The following is a 24,696-nucleotide window of genomic DNA, read 5'->3' as shown; positions in this document are numbered from 1 at the left end:
TAACTATCTTTCGTTTCTCTGATAATTCTCTTGGTGTTAATTTTCTAGCATCTATTTTTTCCATAAAACATTATACTATAATTAAGATTATTTATCGGTGAAGTAATAATATTTATTTTAGTTGTTCTATATTTTTGGAATAATGAATTTATTCTTTGATGGGTGTAGAACAGAAAATATATTGAAATTAATATATTTTTTAGTTTAAATAAGAAAGTTTGGATACAACCTATGTTCTGAACATAGTGAAAAAGTTTAAAAGAATATATTAATTATTAAAATAACAAAAGAATTTCAATTAAAATAAAAAGAATGAGCCCTGTGCAATATAGGTTGTGGTACAATAATATAAATTAAATAATTTTGTGCTACTGCCATTAAATATGGCAATGGTTAAACCATTTAGTAAGTACATATAAATACTTTATTACTGGAGGCTTTTTTTGAATAATAACCCAAATAACCCATTTCATGGATTAAAATTAGAGTCAATTCTGATAAAGTTAGTAGAATTTTATGGATGGAATGACTTAGGAAATAAGATTAACATAAGATGTTTTAATTTTGATCCATCAATAAATTCTAGTCTAAAATTTTTAAGAAAAACACCATGGGCTAGAGATAAAGTAGAAAAATTATATTTTGATACTTTTTTAGCAAAATAATAAATTAGAAATAGGAATGAATATGCTAAATAAAATTGATATAAATAGTGAAGAGTTTCAAATTGAATTTGAACTTACAAAACAATTTACTTCTAAAGTGTTGGAGGATTATAATCTTGTTTATAATCCTGATGATGAAGTAAATGAGTCAATTCAGATGGGACTTGCTAGAAATAAACTTATCTATGGTAAGAGATATTGCCCTTGTTTTATGGTTATAGAAGAGAGCAAGACTGAAAAGAATAGATTATGCCCTTGTGAACCAGCTTTGAAAAATGAGATACCAAATAGTGGTTCATGTCACTGTGGAATATATTGTACAAGAGAAAAAGCTCAAGAGTTGCTTTTGAATATTGATACAAAAGAGGCAATTGCAACACATAGTAGAGGATTGACACAAAAAGAGTGTGAGGAACTTTTAGACCAAGAAGAAATTAGTTCATTGGAATTAGAAGCTTTACTGGAAGTAAGAGAAATAGGATATGTACAATTTAATCTTGTTGATACAAGAGAGTGGATGGAATGGATAGGAGCTAGAATTAAAGGAGTTGATTTTTTAGTTCCAACTACTAGTTTTTATCACTCTATAGAGCAATTGAATAGTAAAAAAGATGTACCAGTAATTGTTTATTGTCATAGTGGGAGTAGAAGTGCTTATTGCCAAAAAATAATGCTAAATATGGGATTTTCAAAAGTTACAAATCTTGATTATGGAATTATGACTTTTGGCGGAGATATAATTAGAGGAGAGTAGAGAAATATTTTATAAATTAATATTACTTTTGATAGAATGAAGCTTTTACAGTTTAAAGTCAAAAAGGTTTAATTGATGATTATAATTCCTCAAACAAAAGGTGGTGTTGGAAAATCCACAGTTGCTATGCAAGTTATTGCACCATATTTATACAAAAAGCATGGAAAGAAAATTACTTATATTGAAATTGATGATGAAAATAATGATTCTAGGTCATTTACAAGAACAGAAATTGTAGATAAAAGAATGCTAGGAACTAATAAAATAACAGATTTAGATGAGCTTATTTTAATGGATGATAATCATGAGGTAATAGTTGATGTTGGTGGAAATAAAACTTCAAGTTTAGTACTTGATGAGATAAAAAAAGTTGGAAGTTTTGGGAATGTTAAGTGGATTATTCCTTTAGGTGATGGGGAACTAGATGGAAAAAATGCAATTGCAACTATGAAAAAAATTCGAAAAATTGAGAAAAATCCAGAAGATAATATGATTTTTGCACTTACACGAGCTATTTCTATGGAAGAAGATTATTATAATGAACAGTTTATAAACTTTTTTGGACATAAATATCTTGATTCAAACTCTGTTATTTGTGACTTCTTAAAAAGTCCAAAATATTTCCCTGTAAAAAATGACAAGATTATTACAATGAGTAGATATTTGGGTAGTACAGTTTGGGAAATGGCATATAATAATACAGATTTTGCTAAAAAAGCTATTGAAGCAAAAGAGCTAGGAGACATTGAAGCTGCTAGAAAATATCTATTTTTTAGAAGAATTCAAACTGAAGCAAAGGATTATGTAATTCACACCTTAAATAGAATTTTTTGTGATTTAGATAGATGGATAGAGATTAAAAAATGAGTGATATGAGTTTCAAACAGGCAAAAGAGCTTGTTGAACGAATGGAATTTAGTGAAATTGCTTTAAAAAAGACTCTAACAAATATTGAAAGTGCAACAAACAATTTTGAAAAAACTTTAAATGAACAAGAAAAAATATTAAATAAAATACCAAATTCAGATAAAAAATTATCTATTATGAATATAGCAATTGCATTGAATATTGGGCTTATATTTGGTATTTTAATAGGTAAATATCTTATATAAATAGGACAAAAATTGGAAAAACAAGAAAAAATAGTATCAATGTTTAATAATATAGCACCAACTTATGATACAGCAAATAGAGTGCTATCTATGGGAATCGATAAAAGTTGGAGAGATAAGGCTTGTAGTAAAACTTTTGAAATTTATGGTCAAAAGACAATAGAAAAAATAGTTGATGTTGCTTGTGGAACAGGCGATATGATTCTTTTTTGGAAACAAAATGCAAAGAAAAAGAGTATAACTTTGAAAAATATTGTTGGTATTGATCCTAGTGTTGGAATGATGGAGGTTGGAAAGAAAAAGCTTCCAGAAGTTGAGTTTATTGAAGCCTTTGCAACTTCTATGCCGCTTGAGAATAGTAGTTCAGATATAGTATCAATTTCGTATGGGATTAGAAATGTAGTTCAAAGGCAAGAGGCTTTTTTTGAGTTTGCAAGAGTCCTAAAACAAGGTGGATTAGTTGTAATTTCTGAATTTACAAAAAATAAAAAAGAGAGTTTACTAGACCATTTAACAGCATTTTATATGGATAAAATTTTACCTTTTATTGGTGGAATAATATCAAAAAATAAAGAAGCTTATAGATATTTACCTGATAGTATAGATGAGTTTTTAACAACTGAAAATCTTTGTAAAGAGCTTGAAAATGCTGGTTTTGAAATAGTTTATACAAAAGCATTTTCAATGAAAATTTCAACACTAATAATTGCAAAAAAACTATAAATGAATGCAATTAGTGTAAGTACTTTAAATACTCAAATAAAATCTCTTTTAGAGACAACTTTTATGCAAGTAGTAGTTTCAGGAGAGATTTCAAACCTTACAATTCATGGCTCAGGTCATATATATTTTTCAATCAAAGATGAGAGTTCTACAATATCTTGTGTTATGTTTAAAGGAAATACAAAATATTTAAAATTTGAGTTAGAAAATGGACAAAAGGTACAAGTAACAGCGAATATTACAGTTTATGTTCCAAGAGGAAATTATCAGCTTCTTTGTACAAAAATAGAACCAGATGGTATAGGAAGTTTGGCTTTAGCTTTTGAACAACTTAAAACAAAACTTCAAGCAAAAGGATATTTTGAGCAAAATATCAAAAAATCGCTTCCAAAATATCCAAAAAGAATAGCAATAGTTACAAGCCCAACAGGAGCAGCCATTGAAGATATGAAAAAAGTTGCAGGTTCTAGGTGGAGTTTGTGTGAACTTATTTTAATTCCAACTTTAGTTCAAGGTGAACAGAGCATTGAAGATATTGCAAGTAGTATAAAATTTGCAGATAGTTTAGCTTGTGATATTATGATTATTGGAAGAGGTGGGGGAAGTATTGAAGATTTATGGGCATTTAATAGTGAAGTTGTAGCAAATGCTATTTTTGAAGCTAAAACTCCTATAATTTCAGCAGTTGGACATGAAACAGATATTTTAATAAGCGATTTTGTAGCAGATTGTAGAGCTGCAACTCCTTCGAATGCCATGGAAATTGCACTTCCAGATAAAAATGAACATCTTTTATATTTGGCATCTTTTATGAGTGAGTTTGAAAACAGATTAAAAAATAATTTTCTTATGAAAGAAAATGAACTAGATTCTATGAAAAAATTATATAAACAAAACTCTATTGAGTCAAAATTTAATTTCATTGAGAGTCAAATTAAGCTTTTAAGAGATAGTTTTACTAGAACAATTTCTCAAAAAATCGAGATATTTCAAAATATAGTTGATAGTACAAAACAAAACTATATTCTAAATAATCCAAGAAATAGAGATAAAATTGGCTTTGTTCAGTTATCAAAAGAGAATAAAATAATCGATTTAGATAGCTTGAGAATAGATGATATTATAGAGCTTCAATCTTCAAAAACTATTGCAAATTGTAAAATAATAAGTTTAAAAAAACAAAAATAGAGTTTAAGTTTACTCTTGATAAAATAGAGAAAAATATGCTTTAAAAAAGGAACATTATGGAAAATAGAGATACTAAAGAGATAAATTCATCTAGTATTACTGAATTTATGACTTTTGAATTAGGGAAGATGAAGTATGCAATAGAACTTCCAAAGATTAAAGAGATTTTAACTTATCCTGATAATATTACAACTTTACCAAATACTGAAAATTGGGTAAAAGGGCTGATAAATTCAAGAGGTGAAGTTGTTCCTATTTTGGATATTAGAATTAAATTTCATACAGGTGATATTGTTTACAATGAAAGTACGACAATTATTACAGTTTTAACTGAAGATAAAAGAATGATAGGAATAGTTGTAGATAAAGTAGATGATGTTCAAAAACTTGATACTGGACTTTTAGCAGCTGTTTCTGAGATGGGTTCAGGAATTCCAGCAAAATATTTAAAAGGTTTTATAAGACTTGACAATAATCAGATGCTTGTAATTATGGATATTGAAAAAGTTGTTGCAAAAAGTGAATTAGAAGATTAGTTTTTATGAATATAAATAGCGAACTTCTTAAAAAATATACTCTTTTATATGTAGAAGATGATGATGTTATAAGAACTGAATTATCATCTTTGCTAGAGAATTTTTTTAAATCGGTATTAGTTGCAAAAGACGGTAAACAAGGACTTATAACCTATCTTACAAATCAAGATGAGATAGATATTATTTTAAGTGATATTAATATGCCACTTTTAAATGGTATAGATATGGTTACAAAAATAAGAGAGATAAAAGATAATGTTCCAGTTATTTTTGCAACTGCTCACTCTGATATTGATTTTTTGATTGAAGCTATAAAATTAAGAGTAAAAGAGTATGTAGTAAAGCCTCTTGATATAAAGAAACTTCTTTTTTATATTGAAGATATTGCAAAAAATCTTGAATTAGAAAGAGTTTTGCAACAACAAAGAGAAGAGTTAATAAAATTTAGAAATATTTTAGATTCATATAATTTACTTTTAAAACTTGATAATAATTTTAAAATAACTTATGCAAATAAGCTTTTTTGTAAAACTTTAGGTTATAAAAAAGATGTTTTAATTGGAATGGAATTAAGTGATTTAAAACATAATATTTCTGCTAAAAAACTATTTGCTGATATTTATTTGAAGTTGGAAAATAAAGAGTCTTGGGAAGGAAATCTAAAGATAAAAAGAAAAGACGAAACTTCTTTGGATACTAAAAGTAATATTATCCCAGATTTAGATGAGAACTTAAATATGCAAGGTGTAATTTTAGTTGCCTCTGATACAACAAAAGAGCAAGAGTTAAAACGACAGATGCAATTAGCTTTAATCAAAGAGAAAAGTTTAAATCTTCAAAAAACAAAAGAGCAATGTTTAGAGCAAGAACAACTCTTTAGAGAATTAAAACAAGAATTAGAAGATACTAAAAAAGAGTTAAACCTTTTCAAAGCTCAAAATAACTCTAAAAAAAATGATAGTTCTGAAATTGATAATTTAAAACAAGAGAATAAAGCTTTAATAGAGCGAGTAGAAGCTTTTGAAAATGAAATATCAAGATTAAAAAATATGATTGATAATAGTGATTCTAGTGAAGTTTTAAAAGAAAAATTAGAGTATTGGGAACAAAGATCAAAACTAGAAAGTCAAAAACTAGAGATTTTAGAAAAATCAATAATAGCAAATGTTGAACCAGCTATTATTGAAAAAATTTTTAATTGAAGAGTAAATTTACTCTTCAATTGTTATTTTATTTATAACTATGTCATTTAATGGTTTGTCAGCACCATATCTTCCAGCAGTTTGTACATTTTCAATATCTTTTACAATATTTGTTCCTTCAATTACATAGCCAAAAATAGTGTGCATACCATTTAGCCAATAAGTAGGAGCAGTTGTAATAAAAAATTGACTTCCATTTGTATTCTTCCCCTTATTTGCCATAGCTAAAATAAAAGGTTTATCAAAAACTGCATTTGGTGAAAACTCATCTTCAAAAGTAGTTCCCCAAATAGATTCTCCTCCAGCACCAGTTCCTGTTGGATCTCCACCTTGAATCATAAAGTTTTTGATAACTCTATGAAAAATAAGACCATTGTAGTAACCCTTTTTTGATAAAGCTATAAAGTTTTCAACAGCTTTTGGAGCCATTTTTGGTTTTAACTCTATTTTGAAACTACCCATATTTGTATCAAATAGTGCAATTGGGTTTTTCTCTATATTTTCATTTGCAAAAACAAAAAGTGCAAAAGATAAAAATATAAATAATATTTTTCTCATAACAATTCCTTTTAATTTAGTTTTATAATAAATTAGTATAGTATAATAGCTTTGAAAAATTAATAAAGGAATTTATAAATGACATTTGAGATGTTATACAGCAAAATTCATAGAGCAACTGTTAGTGATGCAAATTTAAATTATGTTGGTTCAATAACTATAGATGAAGAGTTGATGAATGCATCAAATTTGAGAGTTGGACAAAAAGTTGATATTGTAAATATTAATAATGGAGAAAGATTTCAAACTTATGTAATAAAAGGTGAGTTTGGAAAAAAAGATATGTGTCTAAATGGAGCAGCTGCTAGAAAAGTTGCTATTGGAGATAAAATAATTGTGATTGCTTATGCAACATACAGTGAAGAAGAGCTAGAAAACTACAAACCAACAGTTGTTTTAGTAGATGATAAAAACAGTATAGAGCTTATAACAAATGAATTAGTAGGAAGTGATTATGTTTGATGGAATTGATTTAAAAAACTTAAATCTTGGAGATATGATAAATAAATTCCAAGATATGGCAAAAGAGCAAGAAGCACAAAATGCTTCTAGTCTTTTTACTGCAAAAGCTGGTGGTGGAATGGTTGAAATTTCAATAAATGGAAACTCTGAAGTTGTTGATTTAAAAATAGATGATTCACTTCTTGAAGATAAAGACTCTTTACAAATTTTACTAATTTCTTGTATGAATGATATTATCAAACAAAGCGAAGAGAATAAAAAAAGAATGGCTATGAGCCTAATGGGAAATTTAGGGAATTTTGGTCAAAAATAGATGAATGAACTTTTAGAAAAATTTGAGAACTATTTATTAGAAAATTTACCAAAAAGTAAAACTTTTCACCCACATTTTGAAACAGCTTTACAAGATATGTTAAAAGCTGGTGGAAAAAGATTTCGCCCAATGCTACTTTTGAGTATTGTAAAATCAAAAAACCCACTTTTGATTGAAAATAGTTTAAAAGTAGCACTTGCAATTGAATTTTTACACACTTATTCACTAATTCATGATGATTTACCTTCTATGGATAATGCTGATTTAAGAAGAGGATTTACAACTTTACATAAAAAATATGATGAAGTAACTGCTATTTTAGTTGGAGATGCTTTAAATACTGAGAGTTTTAATCTTTTAGCAAATGCAGCACTTCATAATGATATAAAAATAGAGTTAATCAAACTACTTTCAAGTGATGGTGGAATAGATGGTATGATTATAGGTCAAGCAATTGATTGCCATTTTGAAAAACAAAAACTAGAGTTAGAAAAACTAGAGTTTTTACACTTGCATAAAACAGCAAAATTAATAGCAACAAGTCTAAAAATGGGAGCAACAATAGTTGAACTTGAAGATGAGTTAAAAGATAAATTATATAGTTTCGGGCTGGATATTGGTCTCCTTTTTCAAATTCAAGATGATATTATTGATGAACTTGAATCTAGTGAAACAGCTGGAAAAACAACACAAAATGATAGTTTTAAAAACTCTTTTGTAAATTTGTTAGGTCTTGAAGAGGCAAAAAAAAGTGCTGATATTTTGGCACAAAAATGTATAGAGACATTAAATAGTTTTGATATAGATATAAAAAACTCTTTAGAAGAGTTGCTTTTAAACTATATAAATAGACATAAAAAATATAACTCTTAGTTCATTTGACTAAAGTTTAAGAGATAAAAAAGAAAACATTTATTAAAATTTGGCACTTAAAAATAGTAAGTGCTAATTTTAAGTTAAATTATAAAATTTAAATTATAAAAAAAGGAAAAAAAATGAATTTTAAACCACTAGGTGAAAGAGTTCTAGTTGAAAGAACAGAAGTAGAAAATAAAACAGCAAGTGGAATTATAATTCCAGATAATGCAAAAGAGAAGCCACAAAGTGCAAAAGTTGTTGCAATTGGTAGTAAAGTTGAAGATGTAAAAGTTGGAGATGTTATTATCTTTGAACAATATAGAGGAACAGAGATTAAACTTGAAGGTAGTGAATACTTAATTTTAAATATTGAAAATATTTTAGGTGTAATGTAATAAAAAAGAAAGAAAAAGGAATTTAATATGGCAAAAGAGATTTTATTTAGTGATAGTGCAAGAAATAGATTATATAGTGGTGTTGAAAAACTAGCAGATGCAGTAAAAGTTACAATGGGACCTAGAGGAAGAAATGTTTTATTACAAAAATCTTTTGGAGCTCCAACTATTACAAAAGATGGTGTAAGTGTTGCAAGAGAGATTGAATTAGCTGATACTTTAGAAAATATGGGTGCTCAACTTGTAAAAGAAGTTGCTTCAAAAACAGCAGATGAAGCTGGAGATGGAACAACAACAGCAACAGTTTTAGCTCACTCAATTTTTAAAGAGGGTCTTAGAAATGTAACAGCTGGAGCAAATCCAATAAGTTTAAAAAGAGGAATGGATAAAGCTTGTGAAGCTATTTTAATTGAATTAAAAAAATCTTCAAAAGTTGTAGCAAATAAAACAGAAATAGAACAAGTTGCTACAATTTCAGCAAACTCTGATAGTGCTATTGGAAAAATGATTGCTGAAGCTATGGATAAAGTTGGAAAAGACGGAGTTATCACTGTTGAAGAAGCAAAAGGAATTTCAGATGAGCTTGATGTTGTTGAAGGAATGCAGTTTGATAGAGGATATTTAAGTCCATATTTTGTTACAAATCCTGAAAAAATGACAACAGAGTTTTCAAATCCATTTATTTTACTTTATGATAAAAAAATCTCTTCATTAAAAGAGCTTTTACCAATACTTGAAGGTGTAAATAAAGCTGGAAGACCGCTTTTAATTATTGCTGAAGATGTTGATGGTGAAGCTCTTGCAACTTTAGTTGTAAATAGATTAAGAGGTGCATTACAAATTGCAGCTGTTAAAGCTCCAGGGTTTGGAGATAGAAGAAAAGCTATGCTTGAAGATATTGCAGTTCTTACAGGTGCAACTGTTGTATCTGAAGAGATGGGAATGAAACTTGAAACTACTGATTTAAGTGCTTTAGGTGTTGCAGCTAAAATTGTAATAGACAAAGACAACACTACAATAGTAGATGGAAATGGTAGCAAAGATGCAGTTTTAGGAAGAGTAAATCAAATCAAAGCTGAAATTTCTAACACAACAAGTGATTACGATAGAGAAAAACTTCAAGAAAGACTTGCAAAATTAAGCGGTGGAGTTGCTGTTATAAAAGTTGGAGCTGCAACAGAAACTGAGATGAAAGAGAAAAAAGATAGAGTTGATGATGCACTAAGTGCTACAAGAGCTGCTGTTGAAGAGGGAATTGTAATTGGTGGTGGAGCTGCACTAATTAGAGCTGCTGCTAAAGTAAAACTTGATTTAGGTGGTGATGAGCAAATTGGAGCAAATATTGTTTTAAGAGCTATTAAAGCACCTCTTAAACAAATTGCTTTAAATGCTGGATATGATGCTGGAGTTGTTGCAAATGAAGTTGAAAAATCAAGCAACGAAAACTTAGGATTCAATGCTGCAAGTGGAGAGTATGTAGATATGTTTGAAGCTGGAATTGTTGATCCTGCAAAAGTTGAAAGAGTTGCTATGCAAAATGCAGTTTCAGTTGCTTCACTTCTACTTACAACAGAAGCAACAGTAACAGAAGTAAAAGAGGATAAAGCCCCAGCAATGCCAGATATGAGTGGTATGGGTGGAATGCCAGGGATGATGTAAAAAAAGAGTGCTTATAGCACTCTTTTTATATTTTCAAGTGAAAGCTTGTGAAAATCTAAATATTTTGATTCCTCATACCCTATATATTTATAAAATTTTATACCTTTTATAGATAAAATTTCTTCAAAATCTTCAATTATAAGTTTCTCAAACTCAAGATGAGTTTCTATATATTTTTTTTGATAATTTTCTAAAATTGTACTTTTTAAATTAAGCTTATTTTCTCCTTTGAAAATCTCAGGACAAGAGTTATCTATATAGACAAAATTATCAATATTAGGGCTTAGAGGGTAGATTTTACATACATTTGGTCTTTTATCATAAATAGAGCATCTAAAATCTTTTAGATAAGGGCAAAAATCAAATCCATTTGATAATAAAATTACTGGTTTTACAAAATTTAAAGAGCCAAATATAAATAATATAGGGAAGTTTTTGTGTACATCTTCAAATTCTTCTTTTAAAATTTGTGAAAAAACTGTTCCAAAAGAGCCTTTGCAACAATTTGATTCACAATTTGCACAATCTCCAAAGCTAATATTTTGTTTTTCAAGTTTTATAAAATTTTTCATATATAAATAGTATCACTTTTGAAGTTAAATTTAGAGCTTTTAGCTAAAATTCCATAATGAAAATAGCAAAAAGAACAAAAACTTACACTAATCTTACATTACTTAAATATAATAATAGTATGAAAATTTTAATTATCGAAGATGATATTCAGCTAAATACTACAATTACGAACTTCTTGAAATATAAAGGTTTTGAAACCACATCTGTTGAAGATGGAGAAGATGCTTTGGATTTAATAGATAAAAACTCTTATGATTTATATCTTATTGATATAAATATTCCAAAAATATCTGGTTTAGAGCTTTTAAAATATATTAGACAAAAAGATTTAGCAACTCCTATTATTATAATTACTGCATCTTTAGAACTTGAAAATTTAAAATCTGCATATAAGAATGGTTGTGATGAATATATTAAAAAGCCATTTTATCTTGAAGAGTTGGAGATTAAAATAGATAAATTTTGTAAGTGTGAAAATAAAGAAGAGATTATTAAAATCAAAGATAATATATCTTATGATATTAAAAATGAAGAGTTAATTATCGATGAAAAGATAAAAAGGCTTAGAAAAAAAGAGAAGAGACTTTTAACAATTTTATTACAAAATTTAAATAAAACTGTTTTGACACAAACTATAGAAAATTATGTTTGGGAAAATGAGATAAAAGACTCCTATCCATTAAGGCAACTTGTAAATGATTTACGAAAATATTTTGATAGTTATGGAAGATTTATCTTCTCTGAAATTGGAGTTGGATATAGATTTGAGGTTCAAGAGGCTTAGCAAATGAAGCTAAGGTATCAATTATATATTTTTTTACTATTTTTATCTACAATTTTATTTTTGGTTTTAATTTTAAACTATGTATCTTATACAAACCAATATGAAAAAGATTTAAAAAATTTTGTGAATAGTGAAATAAGACTGCATAAAAAAGCTATTCTAACATCAATTCAAAATAAAGATAGTGGATTTGAACTAGAAAAAGAGCTTTTTCTAAATATTTCAAATGACACTTTAGAACTTCTAAAAAAAGATAAAAATCTAAATTTACTTGCATTAAAAAGTGTATTAAAATCAAAATATGATTTAAAAGATTTTGATTTTGATATTTATATGATTGATAGAAATTATAATATTTATAAAACTACCTATAAAAAAGATTTAAATTTTAATGTGGAAGTTTTGGTTGATTCTAAAAATTTATTAGATAAAAGTCTTGATGGAAATATATATTTTTCTAAATTTATAATAAGTGACCCACTTAGTTTAGATTATAAACTCTACTCTTATGCTTCTCTTTCTAGTGATGTTTTTTTGAAAATATCATTTACAAATACTCAAATCAGTGATAATTCAATATCATCTTTGGTTCAAAATCTTCAATCTTCTAGCAAAGTTAGAATTTATAATATTTTTAAGAATAAAGATGGCTATTCATATTATGATTTGCTTAGTAGTGTTGAAATTGAAAATAAAGAGAAATTTCTAAATTCATTAAATATTGTAAAAAAAGAGGAAATTTTTAAAAATAATATTATTAATTCAGGTGTTAATCTAATAGAAATAGAAGATTTAAAAGATAATATTTTAACTATTAATTCTTCGATTTTTGATAAAAATATGTTTAATATTTTGGGTTTTGAAAATATTGTTATGGAGCTTAAAATAGATTTAAGTGAGAAAATAGAGTTTATTGAGGAGATAAAAAGTGTTTTTATTGCTTCCTTATTTATTATAATTTTTACTTTATTAATTATATTTATTTTTATTCAGAGTCGTTTTACAAAGCCAATTGAGGCGATTTTGTTTAGTATTAAAGAGTCTAAAAAAGTTGAAGAAGATATTCTTACATATAATAATGAGTTATCAAAAATAGCAAAGAAGTATAATATTTTATATGATAACTTTACAAAAGAGTTGAAATTAAATAGTAATTTACTAGCCGAAAATAAAAAATTTATTGCAGATACAGTTCATCAAATAAGAACACCACTTACAAATATTATGATGAATGGGGAACTTATAAAAAAATTCCAAAAAGATAATAGTATGGATGTTTTTATTGAACAAATTGATGCTTCAATTAATATGCTTTCAAACTCTTATGAAGATTTAGCATATTTAATCACTTCTAACTCTTTGGAATATAAAGCAAAGAGTATTGATTTGAAAAAAGCAATTTTGGATAGAGTAAAATTCTTTGCAACAATTAGCAAGGTTAATTTTAAAAGAATAGATACAAATTTAGAAGATGGTATTTTTGTAAAAATAAATGATATAGAGTTAGAACGAATTATAGATAATAATCTTTCAAATGCTATAAAATATGCCTTTAAAGATAAAATAATTGAAGTTTATTTAAAGAAAGATGATAATTTTGCTATCTTAGAATTTAGAAGTTTTTCAAATGAGATAAAAAATAAGGTAAAAATATTTAATAAAAATTATAGAGAAGATGAAGCAAAAAGAGGACTTGGTTTGGGGCTTTATATGGTAAAGAATATATGTAAAAAAAATGATATAAAATATGAGGTTTATTACAAAAATAATCAAAATATTTTCAAATATAGCTTCAAAATCAAAGTAGAATAAAAAATCTTACATAAATCTTACATAGTTTTTATATATTTCCATATCACAAGAACAATTATCTATACTTTTATGTAATAGGGAATAATTTATTTTACTTTATTTTGCAAGGCATCTCAAAAAAGAGATGCCTTTTTTATTTATAAAAAATTCAATTTAGATACAATTAGCAAAAAAATGGAGAAGTTGTGAAAAAGAAATTAATAAAAATAATAAAAAAGGCTGGTAAAATCCTAAGAAAAGGGTTTTATTCAAAGAAAAATGTAACTTTTAAAGCAAAAAAAGATTTGGTTACAAAATATGATGTTGCAGTTGAAAACTACTTGAAAAAAGAGTTTAGTAAACATTTTAAAGAGTTTAATTTAATAGCTGAAGAGTCAGATAACTCTCAAATAGTGTTTGGTAACTCTATAATAATTGACCCAATAGATGGAACTACAAATTTTGTAAATGGAGTTCCTCATACTGCTATTTCTGTTGGAGTTTATAAAGATAAAAAACCTTATATTGGAGTTGTATATAATCCTATTTTAGATGAACTATATTTTGCAAAAGTTGGATGTGGAGCATTCTTAAATGGAGAAAGAATTTTTGTAAATAGTGAAAAAGATTTGCAAAAATCACTTATTGCAACAGGTTTTCCATATAGCAGTGGAGAAAATCAAGAAGATTTAAAAGATGTTGTAAGAAGAATTGAAAGAATTCTTCCTTCTTGTCAAGATTTAAGAAGACTCGGAAGTGCTTCTATTGATTTATGTTTTGTTGCTAGAGGTGTTTTTGAAGCATATTATGAGATGAATTTAAAACCTTGGGATGTAGCTGCTGGAATTATAATTTTAAGTGAAGCTGGTGGAAAAGTATCAAATTTAAGTGGAAATGAGTTTAATATGTTTGAAGATAAATATTTAGTCTCTTCTAATGGTTTTATTCATAATAAACTTTTGGAAAAGCTTGATATTTAGTTGATTTTGGATAAAATCTTACATTTTTAAATAATTTATAAGGGAATAGTATGTGCGGAATTGTTGGATATATTGGTAAATATGATACTTGTAAAATCTTGATTGATGGATTAAAAGAGCTTGAGTATAGAGGTTATGATAGTGCTGGAATTGCTGTTTTAAATGAAAATGGAATAGATGTTTTTAAAGCAGTCGGAAAGCTTGTAAACCTTGAAGAAAAAGTAAATGAGAGTAAAAAAGAGAGCTATAATCTGGGAATTGGTCATACAAGATGGGCAACTCACGGAAAACCAACAGAAGTAAATGCACATCCACACTTAGGAGAATACTCTTATGTAGTTCATAACGGAATAATTGAAAACTACAAAGAGCTAAAAGATGAATTAATCTCTTTAGGGCATAATTTTGTTTCACAAACTGATACAGAAGTAATAGTTCATCTTTTTGAAAATTATAATAATAAATTAAAAGATGCAAAAAAATCTTTTCAAAAGACTATTGAGCGATTAGAAGGTGCTTTTGCTATTCTTCTAGTTACAAAAGATGAACCTGAAAAAATCTTTTTTTATAAACTTGGAAGCCCTATGATTGTTGGTAAAGGTATCGAGCCTGATGAGGTTTTATTTGCTTCTTCTGATTCTGCACTTATTGGACTTGCAAGTGATGTAGTATATCTTGATGATAGAGTAGGAGGAGTTGCAAGTAAAGAAAATATTGAATTTTTTAGTAAAAATATTCATTGGTCAAAACTTCCAACATCAAAACAATATGCCCAAAAAGATGGTTTTAGATACTTTATGGAAAAAGAGATTTATGAACAAAGTGTTGTTGTTAGTGATTGTATGCTTGGAAGAATTAAAGATAGCCAAATAGATTTTGATGAAATTGATGAAAAAATTTTAGAAGGAATTTCTGAAATTAAAATTTGTGCTTGTGGGACTTCTTATCATGCAGGACTTACATCTTCATATCTATTTGAAAGACTTTCAAGAATAAAATGTTCGGTTGAAGTTGCAAGTGAATTTAGATATAAAGAGCCAATTTTAACTACTGATACTCTTTTTGTGGTAATTTCTCAAAGTGGAGAAACAGCTGATACTTTGGAAGCTTTAAAAATGGCAAAAGAAGCTGGGCTTAAAACTTTGGTTATTTGTAATGTTGATAACTCTTCAATGACAAGAGTTGCAGATTTTACAATTTTAACAAGAGCAGGAATTGAAAAAGGAGTTGCTTCAACAAAAGCCTTTTCAACTCAAACTGTTGTTTTATGGATGTTAAGTCTATATTTTGCAAAAATTAAAAATACTATTGAAGACAAAATACTTCAAGAGGAGATAAATACTTTAAGAGAAGTTCCTCTTGCACTTAAAGTTTATGAGAATATTCATGAAAAAGCAAAAAGATTATCAAAAAGATATTTACATGGACATGGATTCTTCTTTATTGGTCGAGATGTTTTCTATCCTCTTGCTCTTGAAGGTGCTTTAAAACTAAAAGAAATCTCATACTTACATGCAGAAGGTTATCCAGCAGGAGAGATGAAACACGGACCAATTGCCCTAGCTGACCCAGAACTTTTTACAATAGCTTTAATGCCAAAAAATATGTTGTATGATAAAATCAAATCAAATGTAGAAGAGTTAAGTGCTAGAGATAGTACAATTTGTGCAATTTCTCCACTAGATTTTGATTTAGCAGATGATTTTATAAAAATAAATGAAACGGAACACTATATGCTAGAGTTTTTTGAAATGTTAATTGCTCTTCAACTTTTATCGATGGAAATATCAATTAGACTTAAAAATGATGTTGATATGCCAAGAAACTTAGCAAAATCTGTAACAGTTGAGTAGAAAAAATTCACTTAACTATAAAACTAAAGTTTAATTTAGTTAAAATAAGAAACTTTTTTCCTTTATTTAGGAAAATTGATTTCTTTAAATCTTATTTTAATTTCTTATATTTTTTTAAAAGATAAAAATGGAAAACAAAGAATGGAAAACAACTCAAGCAAAAGCTTGTGGAAAACAAAGGATGGAAAACAAAATGGAAAAAACTCAATATCTGTTTACAAGTGAAGTTGTAAGCCCTGGACACCCTGATAAATGTGCTGATATTATTGCTGATAGTATAGTTGATAGATTAATAATTGAAGATAGTAATAGTAGAGTTGCAAGTGAAGTTTTTGTAGCTGGAAAGCATGTAGTTATTGGTGGTGAAGTAAAATCAAATGCTTTTTTAAGTCAAGAAGATTATGAAAATTTGGTAAAAGATGCTTTAGCAAAAATTGGATATGACGGAAAAAGTGCATTTACAAAAGAACAAGCACTTCATCCAGATGAGGTAAAAGTTCAAGTTTTACTAAATCAACAAAGTCCAGATATATCTCAAGGAGTTGATCAAACAACTGGAGAAATTGGAGCTGGAGATCAAGGAATTATGTTTGGATTTGCTTCAAATGAAGCAGACGAGTATATGCCAGCAGCCATTGTTTATGCAAGAAGATTAAGCGATACAGTTTATGATTATGCACTAAAAAACAAAGACAAATTTGGAGTTGATATTAAAACTCAAGTTACAGTGGATTATGGTACAAAAGAGAATTTTGAAAATTGTCTTCCACAAAAAATTCATACAATTGTTGTATCTGCTCCTTCAACTGAGAGTTTAAAAATTGAAGAAGTAAGAGCAATTATTCAAGAATTAATTGATAATGCAGGGCTTCCTAGCAAATTATATGATAAAAATAGCACAATAATTCATATAAATCCAACAGGAAGATATGTAAATCACTCATCTTTACACGATAGTGGATTAACTGGAAGAAAACTAATTGTTGATAGTTTTGGTGGATATGCACCAATTGGTGGTGGAGCTCAAAGTTCAAAAGATTATACAAAAGTTGATAGAAGTGGACTTTATGCAGCAAGATGGATAGCAAAACATATAGTGGCTTCAGGATTAGCAAAAAAAGCAATAGTTCAAATCTCTTATGCAATAGGTGTTGCAAAACCAACATCAGTTGCAGTTGATACAATGGGAACATACACAAAACATAATGATGATGTTTTATCTGCATTTGTAATGGAAAATTTTGCATTAACTCCAAAATGGATTACAGATAAATTTGCTTTAGATAAACCAAGTAAAGAGACTTTTCTTTATGCTGATGTAGCAGCAAGGGGACAAGTTGGACAAGCTGATTATCCATGGGAAAAATTGGACGAACTTGAGAAGTTTAAGAATATATGATAATTTAGGCTTTGTTCTCAAATTTTTTTAGAGTTGAGAACTAATTTAAAAGGAGAATTTATGGATTTAAGAAACCTATTTAGTAAAATTTCATTTGACAACAAAAATAAAGAACAAGCAACAAAAAAAGATGCTCCAAGTCACTGGATAAAATGTCCTTCTTGTAGCTCTTTGATGTTTTTTAAAGAGGTTGAAAATCAAGATAATGTTTGCCCTAAGTGTAGTTTTCATATGAGAGTTGGAGCAAAAAGAAGAGTAGAGATATTAAGTGATGAAGGAAGTTTTGTTGAATTTGATGCAAATTTAAAACCAAATGACCCTTTAAAATTTGTAGATAAACTTTCTTATAAAAAAAGAGTAGAAGAGGGATTTGCTAAAACAGGAAGAGTTTCTAGTGTTATTAGCGGAGAGTGTACAATAAATGGGATTCCTGTTCAACTTGTAGTTTTTGACTTTGCATTTATGGGTGGAAGTTTGGGAAGTGTTGAAGGTGAAAAAATTGTAAGAGCCGTTAATCGTGCAATTCTTAAAAAAGAGCCAGTAATTATTGTTTCAGCTTCTGGAGGAGCAAGAATGCAAGAATCAACTTTTTCTTTGATGCAAATGGCAAAAACAAGTGCTGCACTAAAAAAACTTGATAGCCATAAACTTCCATATATCTCTATTTTAACAGATCCTACAATGGGTGGAGTTTCGGCTTCTTTTGCATTTTTAGGAGATATTATTATGGCAGAACCAGGAGCTTTAATTGGATTTGCAGGTCAAAGAGTAATTAAGCAAACTATTGGAGCAGATTTACCTGAAGGTTTCCAAAGAGCTGAATTCTTACTTGAAAAAGGTTCAATTGATATGGTTGTAAATAGAAGAGAGATGAAAAAAACTCTTACAGATTTATTAACTATATTTAAAAATGAAGAGAAAATATCTTAAATGTCTTCAAATTTAGAAAAGGCTTTGGGATTTAATCTTGAAGCCTTTAACTATTTATATGTTTTATGTGATTATGAAACGCTTTTAAAAAAAAATATAACTCTTGAAAAATATCTTGAAATTTTAAAAAAATATGATGTGAAACTTTTACAATATAGAGATAAAATTTCAAGCTTAGAAATTCAAAAACAAAATCTTATTTTCCTTAAAAAAAATCTAAATATCCCAATAATTATAAATGATAAAATAGAGTTAATCGACTATGCAGATGGGCTTCATTTGGGGCAAGAAGATTTTTCTAAAATTCATAACGATAAAAAAATAGCAGTAAAACTTTTAAGAGCAAAAATAAAAGATAAACTTTTAGGGCTTTCAACTCACAATGAAGTTGAAATCTTGGAAGCAAACTCTTTGGATATTGATATGATAGGTTTGGGAGCTTATAAAGCTACAAATACAAAAGATGTAAAAGATATTTTAGGAGAAAAAATTTCATATTTAGCAAAAATATCTAAATATCCTGCTTGTGCTATTGGTGGAGTTAAAACAACTGATATTATAGAAAATATAAAATTTAACTGTGTTGGAAGTGCTATTTTAAATGAAAATTAATATTTACTCTATTGTAAAACCCTCTAATGATGATTTTGATAAATTAATAAAAGAGTTTATTAAAATGTCAAGTAAATATGCAAAGGTTGAAGTTTTTTATATTTTTAATAAAGATATTGCAAAAGCCCAAAGCATAGGAGAAAATGAGTCAAAAGAGATTTATACAAAAACCTATTTACCATATTTAAAAGGCTACAATATTGCTCTTGATGTTTTAGGAAAAAGTGTAGATACTTTTGCTTTTTCAAAGCTTCTTGAAGATAAAAATGAGGTAAATTTTTTTATTGGTGGAGCTTATGGATTTCAACGAGAATTTTTAAATAAGTGTGATAGTGTAATCTCATTAAGTAATCTTACTTTTGCTCATAAAGTTGCCTCTTTGGTTTTAAGTGAGCAGATTTTTAGGTCTTTAGCAATATTAAACAATCATCCATATCATAAATAATTTATGAACATTTTTGTATAATGGAAAACTGTAAAAATAACTTTTTAATAAAGGAAAGAGAATGGGTCTTAAGAATTATATAATTGCATCAATACTTTTAATAATTTTGGTGTTTGGGTTTGCTCATAGTTTAGAGTTGGGAGAGTACACTTTTTCTATGTTTGATTACTCTTTAACTCTTCCTGTTGCTGTTTGGATTGTATTACCTGTTGCATTATTGGCATTGGTTACATATTTGCATATTATTTTTTATGGGCTTGCAAAATATTTTAGATTAAAAGCTATTGACTCTGATATAGAGACAACTTTTTCTTTAATAGAATCAAAACTTTTAGGAAAAGAGCAAAAAGGTTCTTTTAGAACAAAGAAGTTTAAAGAGTTATCAAGTGTGTTAAATCAATTTGATATAAGCCCTACAAAAGAGATTTTTAGCTCATCAAATGAGGAGTTAAATAAGGTTGTTAGCTCTATTCAAAATATAAATAGCGGAAAATATGTAAGTGAAAAGAGTATTAAACCACAAGAAAATTCTAGCTTAGCTAAACAAAATTTATTAAATAAGATAAATGAACAAGTTGATTTTGCTTTAGATATTGTAAAAAAAGCTGAAAATTATGATTCAAACATTGTTAAAACTGCATTTTTAAAAGTTTTAAGTGAAAAAAGTATGACAACTATTAAAAAAGTTTACAAGAATATCAATTTTGATAAAGAGTTAGCTTGTAAACTTTTTGAAAAAGATAGAGAAAATAGTGAATTTGGATTTGAAAATAGTGAGATTTTAGATATTGTTAAAAATATTAAACTTACAAAAAATGATTATGTAGAGTTAGCAAAGAATTATAAATCTACTTTAAACCCAGATAAAATTATTGACTTATTTGAGAAACTTTCAAATCAAAGTGAAGAGGCTACAACAGCTTATTTATATGTTTTAAGTGAATTTGAGATGGTTGATAAATTAAGAGAAACTTTGGCAAATACAAATGAAAATGAGTATGTTATTTTTAAAGCATTAATAGATTTAAAAGATGCTGGAAAACATTATAATTTAGAGAGTTTATTAAGTAAATAATGAAGAAAAAATTAGATTTTAGCAAACCTTTAGTTGTTTTAGCGCCACTTGCTGGTTATACAGATTTACCTTTTAGAAGTGTAGTAAAGAAATTTGGAGCAGATCTTACAATTTCAGAGATGATAAGCTCAAATGCTTTGGTTTACAAAAGTGCAAGAACTCTTAAAATGGTAGAAAAATCTCCAAGTGAAGATCCATATTTCGTACAAATTGCAGGAAATAGTGTTGATTTAGTAAAAGCAGCAGTTGAGATTTTAAATGATGTTGAAGGAATTGATGGAATAGATTTAAACTGTGGTTGTCCAGCTCCAAAAGTTTTTAATCATGGATCTGGTTCAAACCTTCTTGGAGATTTAAAAAAGCTTGAAGAGATATTAAGTACTATTAAAAAATACTCTAAAAAAGAGTATACAAGTGCAAAAGTAAGGCTTGGAGTAAATGAAAAAATTCCTGTAGAAATAGGAAAAGTAGTTGAAGCTTGTGGAGTTGATTTTGTATCAGTACATGGAAGAACAAGAGCTGGAAAGTATAAAGCTCCTGTTGATTATGATGCTATAAAGCAGATGAAAGAGGCAATTAGTGTGCCTGTTATTGCAAATGGTGATATAAAAGATTACAAAAAAGCAAAAGAGGTTTTAGAATATACAAAAGCTGATGGAGTGATGATAGGACGAGGTGCTATTGGAAAGCCTTGGGTTTTTTATCAATTAAAACATGAACTTGAAGATATAGATAATAGTATAAAAAAAGAGATTATACTAGAGCATTATGACAAAATGCTTGAATTTCATGGAGATTATGGGGCTGTTATTTTTAGAAAACTACTTCATGCTTACTCAAAAGGTTACACAGGAGCAAATGAGTTTAGAGATCTTGTAAATGGTATTAGTGATACAAAAATTATGAGAGATTTAATCGATAGCTTTTTTTAATCAAATTCAAAAGTTATTTAGATAAAATATTACACTTTTTATAAAGTAAATATAAATTATTAAATTAAGAAGGTAATATTTGACTGAAAACTACTTTGAATTATCTATCAAACCAGAAAATCATTATGAACTTTTTTTAGATTTAGTTGAGTCTTTGACAGAAGATGCAATTGAAGAAAATGAGGGTGTAATTACTATTAGAAGTGAAGAGGAGCTTGTAGATTTTATAGAACCTTTAGAAAAATTTTCAAGTGCTTTAGATACAAAATGTGAAATTTTTTATGAAAAAAAAGAGAGTGTTGATTGGATAAAAAAATATCAAGACTCAATAGAAGCTGTTGAAGTTGGAAACTTTTATGTAAGACCATCTTGGTGTGAAGAGAATAAAGATAAAATAAATCTTTTAATTGACCCAGCACTAGCCTTTGGTTCGGGACATCATGAAACTACTTCATCTTGTCTTTTAGCAATAGATGAATTTGTAAATCAAAATGATAATTTACTTGATGTTGGAACTGGAAGTGGAATCCTTGCAATTGCAGGAGCTAAAAAAGGTGCAATAGTTGATGTTTGTGATACAGATGAAATTTGTATAGAGAGTACACAATCAAATTTTTCTTTAAATAATGAGAAAATAAATTACTCTTGGGTTGGTTCTGTAAATAAATCAGAAAAAAAATATGATGTAGTTGTAGCAAATATTATTGCTGATGTTTTAGTAATGATAGCAAATGATTTAAAAAATGCTACAAAAGAGGGCGGAATATTGATACTTTCTGGTATTTTAGAAAAACATGAAAAAAGAGTGCTAAATAAGTTTAGTGATTTAAAAGAACTTAAAATTATCCATAAAAATGAGTGGGTAACTATGATATTTAAAAATATTAAGGGGTAAAATGATAAATAAACCACAACAAAACGATAATAAAAATATAAACAATAATAGTAATAATTTCTTTAATAACAATCCCCTTTTGGTGTTTGTTCTTTTTTCTATGGTTACTATTTTTGCATTTAAGGCTATCTTCCCAGAAGATCAGTCAGCAAATGCAGGTGTAAATAACCAAAGTATGGCATCTTCTACAAATAGAAATATTCCATATTCAGAGTTAAAGAAATTAATATCTACTGGAAAAATTGAATATGTTGGTATTGGAAATACTCAAGTTAGAGCCTTGAGCAAAGGAGAATCTGGACAAAGTATTACATATACAGCAAGAAGAGTAGTTCCTGATGAGACTTTAATTCCAGAGTTAGAGAAAAATAATATAGGCTATGGTGGGATAAATGAAGAGAATATTTTAAGTGATATTCTTTTTGGATGGGTTATTCCTATATTTTTATTCTTTGCTATTTGGATGTTCTTAGTAAAAAGAATGCAAAAATCAATGGGTGGAGGAAGTGGTGGAATCCTTGGAATTGGTTCATCTAAAAAGATGATTAATTCTGAGAAACCAAATGTAAAATTTGATGATATGGCTGGAAATAAAGAGGCAAAAGAGGAAGTTCAAGAGGTTGTTGATTTTCTTAAAGCACCAGATAGATATGTAAGACTTGGAGCTCAAATTCCTAAAGGTGTTTTACTAGTAGGTCCTCCAGGTACAGGAAAAACTCTTTTAGCAAAAGCAGTTGCAGGAGAAGCTGATGTTCAGTTTTTAAGTGTTTCAGGTTCAGCATTTATTGAGATGTTTGTAGGAGTTGGAGCTTCTAGGGTACGAGATTTGTTTGAACAAGCAAAAAAAGTAGCACCTGCTATTATTTTTATTGATGAGATTGATGCTATTGGTAAAAGTAGGGCAAGTGGTGGACCTATGGGTGGAAATGATGAGAGAGAGCAAACATTAAATCAGCTTTTAGCTGAAATGGATGGATTCTCGACTGAATCAGCTCCAGTTATAGTTCTAGCTGCTACAAATAGACCAGAAGTTTTAGACCCAGCACTACTTAGACCTGGAAGATTTGATAGACAAGTTTTAGTTGATAAACCTGATTATGAAGGAAGAATTGAGATTTTAAATGTACATATTAAAGATGTAAAATTAGCAAAAAATGTAGATTTAAAAGAAGTTGCAAAAATGACTGCAGGACTTGCTGGTGCTGATTTAGCAAATATTATAAATGAAGCAGCACTTCTAGCTGGAAGGGCTAGTAAAAATGAAGTTGAAGCTAGTGACTTTAAAGAGGCAGTTGAAAGACAAATTGCAGGTTTAGAAAAAAAATCAAGAAGAATTTCTCCAAAAGAGAGAAAGATTGTAGCTTATCACGAAAGTGGTCATGCTTTAATGGCTGAAATTACAAAAGGTGCTAAAAAAGTAAATAAAGTTTCAATAGTTCCAAGAGGACTAGCGGCTTTAGGATATACTTTAAATACACCTGAAGAGAACAAATACCTAATGCAAAAACATGAGTTAATTGCTGAAGTGGATGTTCTTTTGGGAGGTCGTGCTGCTGAAGAGGTATTTATTGGAGAAATTTCAACAGGTGCTGGAAATGACTTAGATAGAGCTACAAATATAATAAAATCTATGGCTACAATATATGGAATGAGTGATATTGCAGGACTTATGGTTTTAGAGAGAAGAACAAACCAATTTTTAGGTGGACAAACTCAAAAAGATTTTTCAGATGCTATGGCAAAAGAGCTTGATAATCATGTAAAAGATACTTTAAATGAGAGATACCAAGTGGTTCTTCAATCTTTAAGAGATAATAAAGAAGCAATTGAACAAATGACTGCTGAACTTCTTGATATTGAAGTAATTACAGGTGAAAGAGTTCGAGAGATAATTAAAGAAAATGGTGGAACTGTTTTCGAAGACGAAGATTTACATACAGAAGCTTTAACAAAAGATGATACACAAAAAATAGATTAAATCTATTTTTTGTGAAAATCATAA

The 24,696-nt window shown here is 28.0% G+C and carries 27 protein-coding genes; 25 read left to right on the top strand and 2 right to left on the bottom strand.

Annotated elements, in window-relative coordinates; genetic code table 11:
- The first annotated feature begins 443 nt into the window (after positions 1–443).
- The 8 genes from IQC44_RS09995 (at position 444) to IQC44_RS09960 (ending at position 6,180) form a co-directional block, all read left to right on the top strand.
- Positions 444–665, top strand: coding sequence for a VF530 family protein (locus tag IQC44_RS09995; RefSeq protein WP_198306224.1), 222 nt, complete (start codon positions 444–446; stop codon positions 663–665).
- A gap of 22 nt (positions 666–687) precedes the next feature.
- Positions 688–1,419: a ferredoxin-thioredoxin reductase catalytic domain-containing protein gene (locus IQC44_RS09990; RefSeq protein WP_198306223.1), complete on the top strand. Its 732-nt coding sequence runs from the start codon at positions 688–690 to the stop codon at positions 1,417–1,419.
- A 75-nt stretch (positions 1,420–1,494) separates the two neighbouring features.
- Positions 1,495–2,286, top strand: a complete 792-nt coding sequence (locus tag IQC44_RS09985; RefSeq protein WP_198306222.1) for a P-loop NTPase family protein — start codon at positions 1,495–1,497, stop codon at positions 2,284–2,286.
- Complete coding sequence (locus IQC44_RS09980; RefSeq protein WP_198306221.1) at positions 2,283–2,531, top strand: hypothetical protein; 249 nt, start codon at positions 2,283–2,285, stop codon at positions 2,529–2,531. The genes IQC44_RS09985 and IQC44_RS09980 overlap by 4 nt, the downstream gene beginning before the upstream one ends.
- Before the next feature lie 12 nt (positions 2,532–2,543).
- Positions 2,544–3,254, top strand: coding sequence for a bifunctional demethylmenaquinone methyltransferase/2-methoxy-6-polyprenyl-1,4-benzoquinol methylase UbiE (ubiE, locus tag IQC44_RS09975; protein WP_198306220.1), 711 nt, complete (start codon positions 2,544–2,546; stop codon positions 3,252–3,254).
- Positions 3,255–4,442 (top strand): exodeoxyribonuclease VII large subunit, encoded by a 1,188-nt coding sequence (gene xseA / locus IQC44_RS09970; RefSeq protein WP_198306219.1) that lies wholly within the window; start codon positions 3,255–3,257, stop codon positions 4,440–4,442. It begins immediately after the preceding gene.
- A 56-nt stretch (positions 4,443–4,498) separates the two neighbouring features.
- A complete protein-coding gene (locus IQC44_RS09965; RefSeq protein WP_198306218.1) occupies positions 4,499–4,978 on the top strand; it encodes a chemotaxis protein CheW in 480 nt (159 codons plus the stop codon).
- A gap of 5 nt (positions 4,979–4,983) precedes the next feature.
- Positions 4,984–6,180, top strand: a complete 1,197-nt coding sequence (locus tag IQC44_RS09960) for a response regulator (RefSeq protein WP_198306217.1) — start codon at positions 4,984–4,986, stop codon at positions 6,178–6,180.
- A 9-nt stretch (positions 6,181–6,189) separates the two neighbouring features.
- On the opposite strand, the gene IQC44_RS09955 is transcribed toward IQC44_RS09960, so the two are convergent.
- Positions 6,190–6,738 carry a peptidylprolyl isomerase gene (locus tag IQC44_RS09955; RefSeq protein WP_198306216.1) on the bottom strand — a complete coding sequence of 183 codons (549 nt, stop codon included), beginning with the start codon at positions 6,736–6,738 and terminating at the stop codon, positions 6,190–6,192.
- 78 nt (positions 6,739–6,816) lie between these two features.
- Here IQC44_RS09955 and panD point away from each other — a divergent pair, with 78 nt between their 5' ends.
- From panD to groL, 5 genes are all read left to right on the top strand, one after another.
- On the top strand, positions 6,817–7,200 hold the full coding sequence (gene panD / locus IQC44_RS09950) for an aspartate 1-decarboxylase (protein WP_198306215.1): 384 nt from the start codon (positions 6,817–6,819) through the stop codon (positions 7,198–7,200).
- Positions 7,193–7,513: a YbaB/EbfC family nucleoid-associated protein gene (locus IQC44_RS09945; RefSeq protein ID WP_198306214.1), complete on the top strand. Its 321-nt coding sequence runs from the start codon at positions 7,193–7,195 to the stop codon at positions 7,511–7,513. Before panD ends, IQC44_RS09945 begins: the two co-directional genes overlap by 8 nt.
- A complete protein-coding gene (locus tag IQC44_RS09940) occupies positions 7,514–8,386 on the top strand; it encodes a polyprenyl synthetase family protein (RefSeq protein ID WP_198306213.1) in 873 nt (290 codons plus the stop codon). It abuts the gene before it with no gap.
- A gap of 122 nt (positions 8,387–8,508) precedes the next feature.
- Positions 8,509–8,766 (top strand): co-chaperone GroES, encoded by a 258-nt coding sequence (gene groES, locus IQC44_RS09935; RefSeq protein WP_198306212.1) that lies wholly within the window; start codon positions 8,509–8,511, stop codon positions 8,764–8,766.
- Positions 8,767–8,793: 27 nt separating this feature from the next.
- Positions 8,794–10,425, top strand: a complete 1,632-nt coding sequence (groL, locus tag IQC44_RS09930; protein WP_198306211.1) for a chaperonin GroEL — start codon at positions 8,794–8,796, stop codon at positions 10,423–10,425.
- An 11-nt stretch (positions 10,426–10,436) separates the two neighbouring features.
- Here the strand turns inward: groL and IQC44_RS09925 are convergent, their stop codons facing one another.
- The gene (locus tag IQC44_RS09925; protein ID WP_198306210.1) at positions 10,437–10,997 is read right to left on the bottom strand and encodes a YkgJ family cysteine cluster protein; all 561 of its coding nucleotides are present in this window, start codon (positions 10,995–10,997) and stop codon (positions 10,437–10,439) included.
- A 56-nt stretch (positions 10,998–11,053) separates the two neighbouring features.
- Here IQC44_RS09925 and IQC44_RS09920 point away from each other — a divergent pair, with 56 nt between their 5' ends.
- From IQC44_RS09920 to ftsH, 12 genes are all read left to right on the top strand, one after another.
- Positions 11,054–11,782, top strand: coding sequence for a response regulator transcription factor (locus tag IQC44_RS09920; RefSeq protein ID WP_198306209.1), 729 nt, complete (start codon positions 11,054–11,056; stop codon positions 11,780–11,782).
- A 3-nt stretch (positions 11,783–11,785) separates the two neighbouring features.
- A complete protein-coding gene (locus IQC44_RS09915; RefSeq protein ID WP_198306208.1) occupies positions 11,786–13,594 on the top strand; it encodes a sensor histidine kinase in 1,809 nt (602 codons plus the stop codon).
- Positions 13,595–13,779: 185 nt separating this feature from the next.
- The gene (locus tag IQC44_RS09910) at positions 13,780–14,553 is read left to right on the top strand and encodes an inositol monophosphatase family protein (protein ID WP_198306207.1); all 774 of its coding nucleotides are present in this window, start codon (positions 13,780–13,782) and stop codon (positions 14,551–14,553) included.
- A gap of 50 nt (positions 14,554–14,603) precedes the next feature.
- Positions 14,604–16,406 (top strand): glutamine--fructose-6-phosphate transaminase (isomerizing), encoded by a 1,803-nt coding sequence (gene glmS, locus IQC44_RS09905; RefSeq protein WP_198306206.1) that lies wholly within the window; start codon positions 14,604–14,606, stop codon positions 16,404–16,406.
- Positions 16,407–16,599: 193 nt separating this feature from the next.
- On the top strand, positions 16,600–17,805 hold the full coding sequence (gene metK, locus IQC44_RS09900; protein ID WP_198306225.1) for a methionine adenosyltransferase: 1,206 nt from the start codon (positions 16,600–16,602) through the stop codon (positions 17,803–17,805).
- Positions 17,806–17,865: 60 nt separating this feature from the next.
- Positions 17,866–18,735 carry an acetyl-CoA carboxylase, carboxyltransferase subunit beta gene (gene accD / locus IQC44_RS09895; protein ID WP_198306205.1) on the top strand — a complete coding sequence of 290 codons (870 nt, stop codon included), beginning with the start codon at positions 17,866–17,868 and terminating at the stop codon, positions 18,733–18,735.
- A complete protein-coding gene (locus IQC44_RS09890) occupies positions 18,736–19,347 on the top strand; it encodes a thiamine phosphate synthase (RefSeq protein WP_198306204.1) in 612 nt (203 codons plus the stop codon).
- Positions 19,337–19,792, top strand: coding sequence for a 23S rRNA (pseudouridine(1915)-N(3))-methyltransferase RlmH (locus tag IQC44_RS09885; protein ID WP_198306203.1), 456 nt, complete (start codon positions 19,337–19,339; stop codon positions 19,790–19,792). The genes IQC44_RS09890 and IQC44_RS09885 overlap by 11 nt, the downstream gene beginning before the upstream one ends.
- Positions 19,793–19,853: 61 nt before the next feature.
- Complete coding sequence (locus IQC44_RS09880; RefSeq protein ID WP_198306202.1) at positions 19,854–20,867, top strand: hypothetical protein; 1,014 nt, start codon at positions 19,854–19,856, stop codon at positions 20,865–20,867.
- Positions 20,867–21,799 (top strand): tRNA dihydrouridine synthase, encoded by a 933-nt coding sequence (locus IQC44_RS09875; RefSeq protein WP_198306201.1) that lies wholly within the window; start codon positions 20,867–20,869, stop codon positions 21,797–21,799. The genes IQC44_RS09880 and IQC44_RS09875 overlap by 1 nt, the downstream gene beginning before the upstream one ends.
- 79 nt (positions 21,800–21,878) lie before the next feature.
- A complete protein-coding gene (locus IQC44_RS09870) occupies positions 21,879–22,694 on the top strand; it encodes a 50S ribosomal protein L11 methyltransferase (RefSeq protein WP_198306200.1) in 816 nt (271 codons plus the stop codon).
- Between the two features lies 1 nt (position 22,695).
- A complete protein-coding gene (gene ftsH, locus IQC44_RS09865; protein WP_198306199.1) occupies positions 22,696–24,672 on the top strand; it encodes an ATP-dependent zinc metalloprotease FtsH in 1,977 nt (658 codons plus the stop codon).
- Positions 24,673–24,696 lie beyond the last annotated feature (24 nt).

Source organism: Arcobacter vandammei (assembly GCF_016106035.1).
Taxonomy (GTDB): domain Bacteria; phylum Campylobacterota; class Campylobacteria; order Campylobacterales; family Arcobacteraceae; genus Aliarcobacter; species Aliarcobacter vandammei.
This window is presented reverse-complemented; position numbering and strand designations above follow the sequence as displayed.

Excerpts from the sequence above, each read along its gene's own strand:
- IQC44_RS09915 (WP_198306208.1), top strand. The coding sequence starts at position 11,786 with ATGAAGCTAAGGTATCAATTATATATTTTTTTACTATTTTTATCTACA.
- IQC44_RS09920 (WP_198306209.1), top strand. The coding sequence starts at position 11,054 with ATGAAAATAGCAAAAAGAACAAAAACTTACACTAATCTTACATTACTT.
- panD (WP_198306215.1), top strand. The coding sequence starts at position 6,817 with ATGACATTTGAGATGTTATACAGCAAAATTCATAGAGCAACTGTTAGT.
- IQC44_RS09890 (WP_198306204.1), top strand. The coding sequence starts at position 18,736 with ATGTCTTCAAATTTAGAAAAGGCTTTGGGATTTAATCTTGAAGCCTTT.
- IQC44_RS09925 (WP_198306210.1), bottom strand. The coding sequence starts at position 10,997 with ATGAAAAATTTTATAAAACTTGAAAAACAAAATATTAGCTTTGGAGAT.
- IQC44_RS09990 (WP_198306223.1), top strand. The coding sequence starts at position 688 with ATGCTAAATAAAATTGATATAAATAGTGAAGAGTTTCAAATTGAATTT.
- IQC44_RS09880 (WP_198306202.1), top strand. The coding sequence starts at position 19,854 with ATGGGTCTTAAGAATTATATAATTGCATCAATACTTTTAATAATTTTG.
- IQC44_RS09980 (WP_198306221.1), top strand. The coding sequence starts at position 2,283 with ATGAGTGATATGAGTTTCAAACAGGCAAAAGAGCTTGTTGAACGAATG.
- IQC44_RS09960 (WP_198306217.1), top strand. The coding sequence starts at position 4,984 with ATGAATATAAATAGCGAACTTCTTAAAAAATATACTCTTTTATATGTA.
- IQC44_RS09945 (WP_198306214.1), top strand. The coding sequence starts at position 7,193 with ATGTTTGATGGAATTGATTTAAAAAACTTAAATCTTGGAGATATGATA.
- metK (WP_198306225.1), top strand. The coding sequence starts at position 16,600 with ATGGAAAAAACTCAATATCTGTTTACAAGTGAAGTTGTAAGCCCTGGA.
- glmS (WP_198306206.1), top strand. The coding sequence starts at position 14,604 with ATGTGCGGAATTGTTGGATATATTGGTAAATATGATACTTGTAAAATC.
- accD (WP_198306205.1), top strand. The coding sequence starts at position 17,866 with ATGGATTTAAGAAACCTATTTAGTAAAATTTCATTTGACAACAAAAAT.
- IQC44_RS09965 (WP_198306218.1), top strand. The coding sequence starts at position 4,499 with ATGGAAAATAGAGATACTAAAGAGATAAATTCATCTAGTATTACTGAA.
- IQC44_RS09885 (WP_198306203.1), top strand. The coding sequence starts at position 19,337 with ATGAAAATTAATATTTACTCTATTGTAAAACCCTCTAATGATGATTTT.
- IQC44_RS09955 (WP_198306216.1), bottom strand. The coding sequence starts at position 6,738 with ATGAGAAAAATATTATTTATATTTTTATCTTTTGCACTTTTTGTTTTT.
- groES (WP_198306212.1), top strand. The coding sequence starts at position 8,509 with ATGAATTTTAAACCACTAGGTGAAAGAGTTCTAGTTGAAAGAACAGAA.
- IQC44_RS09875 (WP_198306201.1), top strand. The coding sequence starts at position 20,867 with ATGAAGAAAAAATTAGATTTTAGCAAACCTTTAGTTGTTTTAGCGCCA.
- IQC44_RS09985 (WP_198306222.1), top strand. The coding sequence starts at position 1,495 with ATGATTATAATTCCTCAAACAAAAGGTGGTGTTGGAAAATCCACAGTT.
- IQC44_RS09940 (WP_198306213.1), top strand. The coding sequence starts at position 7,514 with ATGAATGAACTTTTAGAAAAATTTGAGAACTATTTATTAGAAAATTTA.
- ftsH (WP_198306199.1), top strand. The coding sequence starts at position 22,696 with ATGATAAATAAACCACAACAAAACGATAATAAAAATATAAACAATAAT.
- xseA (WP_198306219.1), top strand. The coding sequence starts at position 3,255 with ATGAATGCAATTAGTGTAAGTACTTTAAATACTCAAATAAAATCTCTT.
- groL (WP_198306211.1), top strand. The coding sequence starts at position 8,794 with ATGGCAAAAGAGATTTTATTTAGTGATAGTGCAAGAAATAGATTATAT.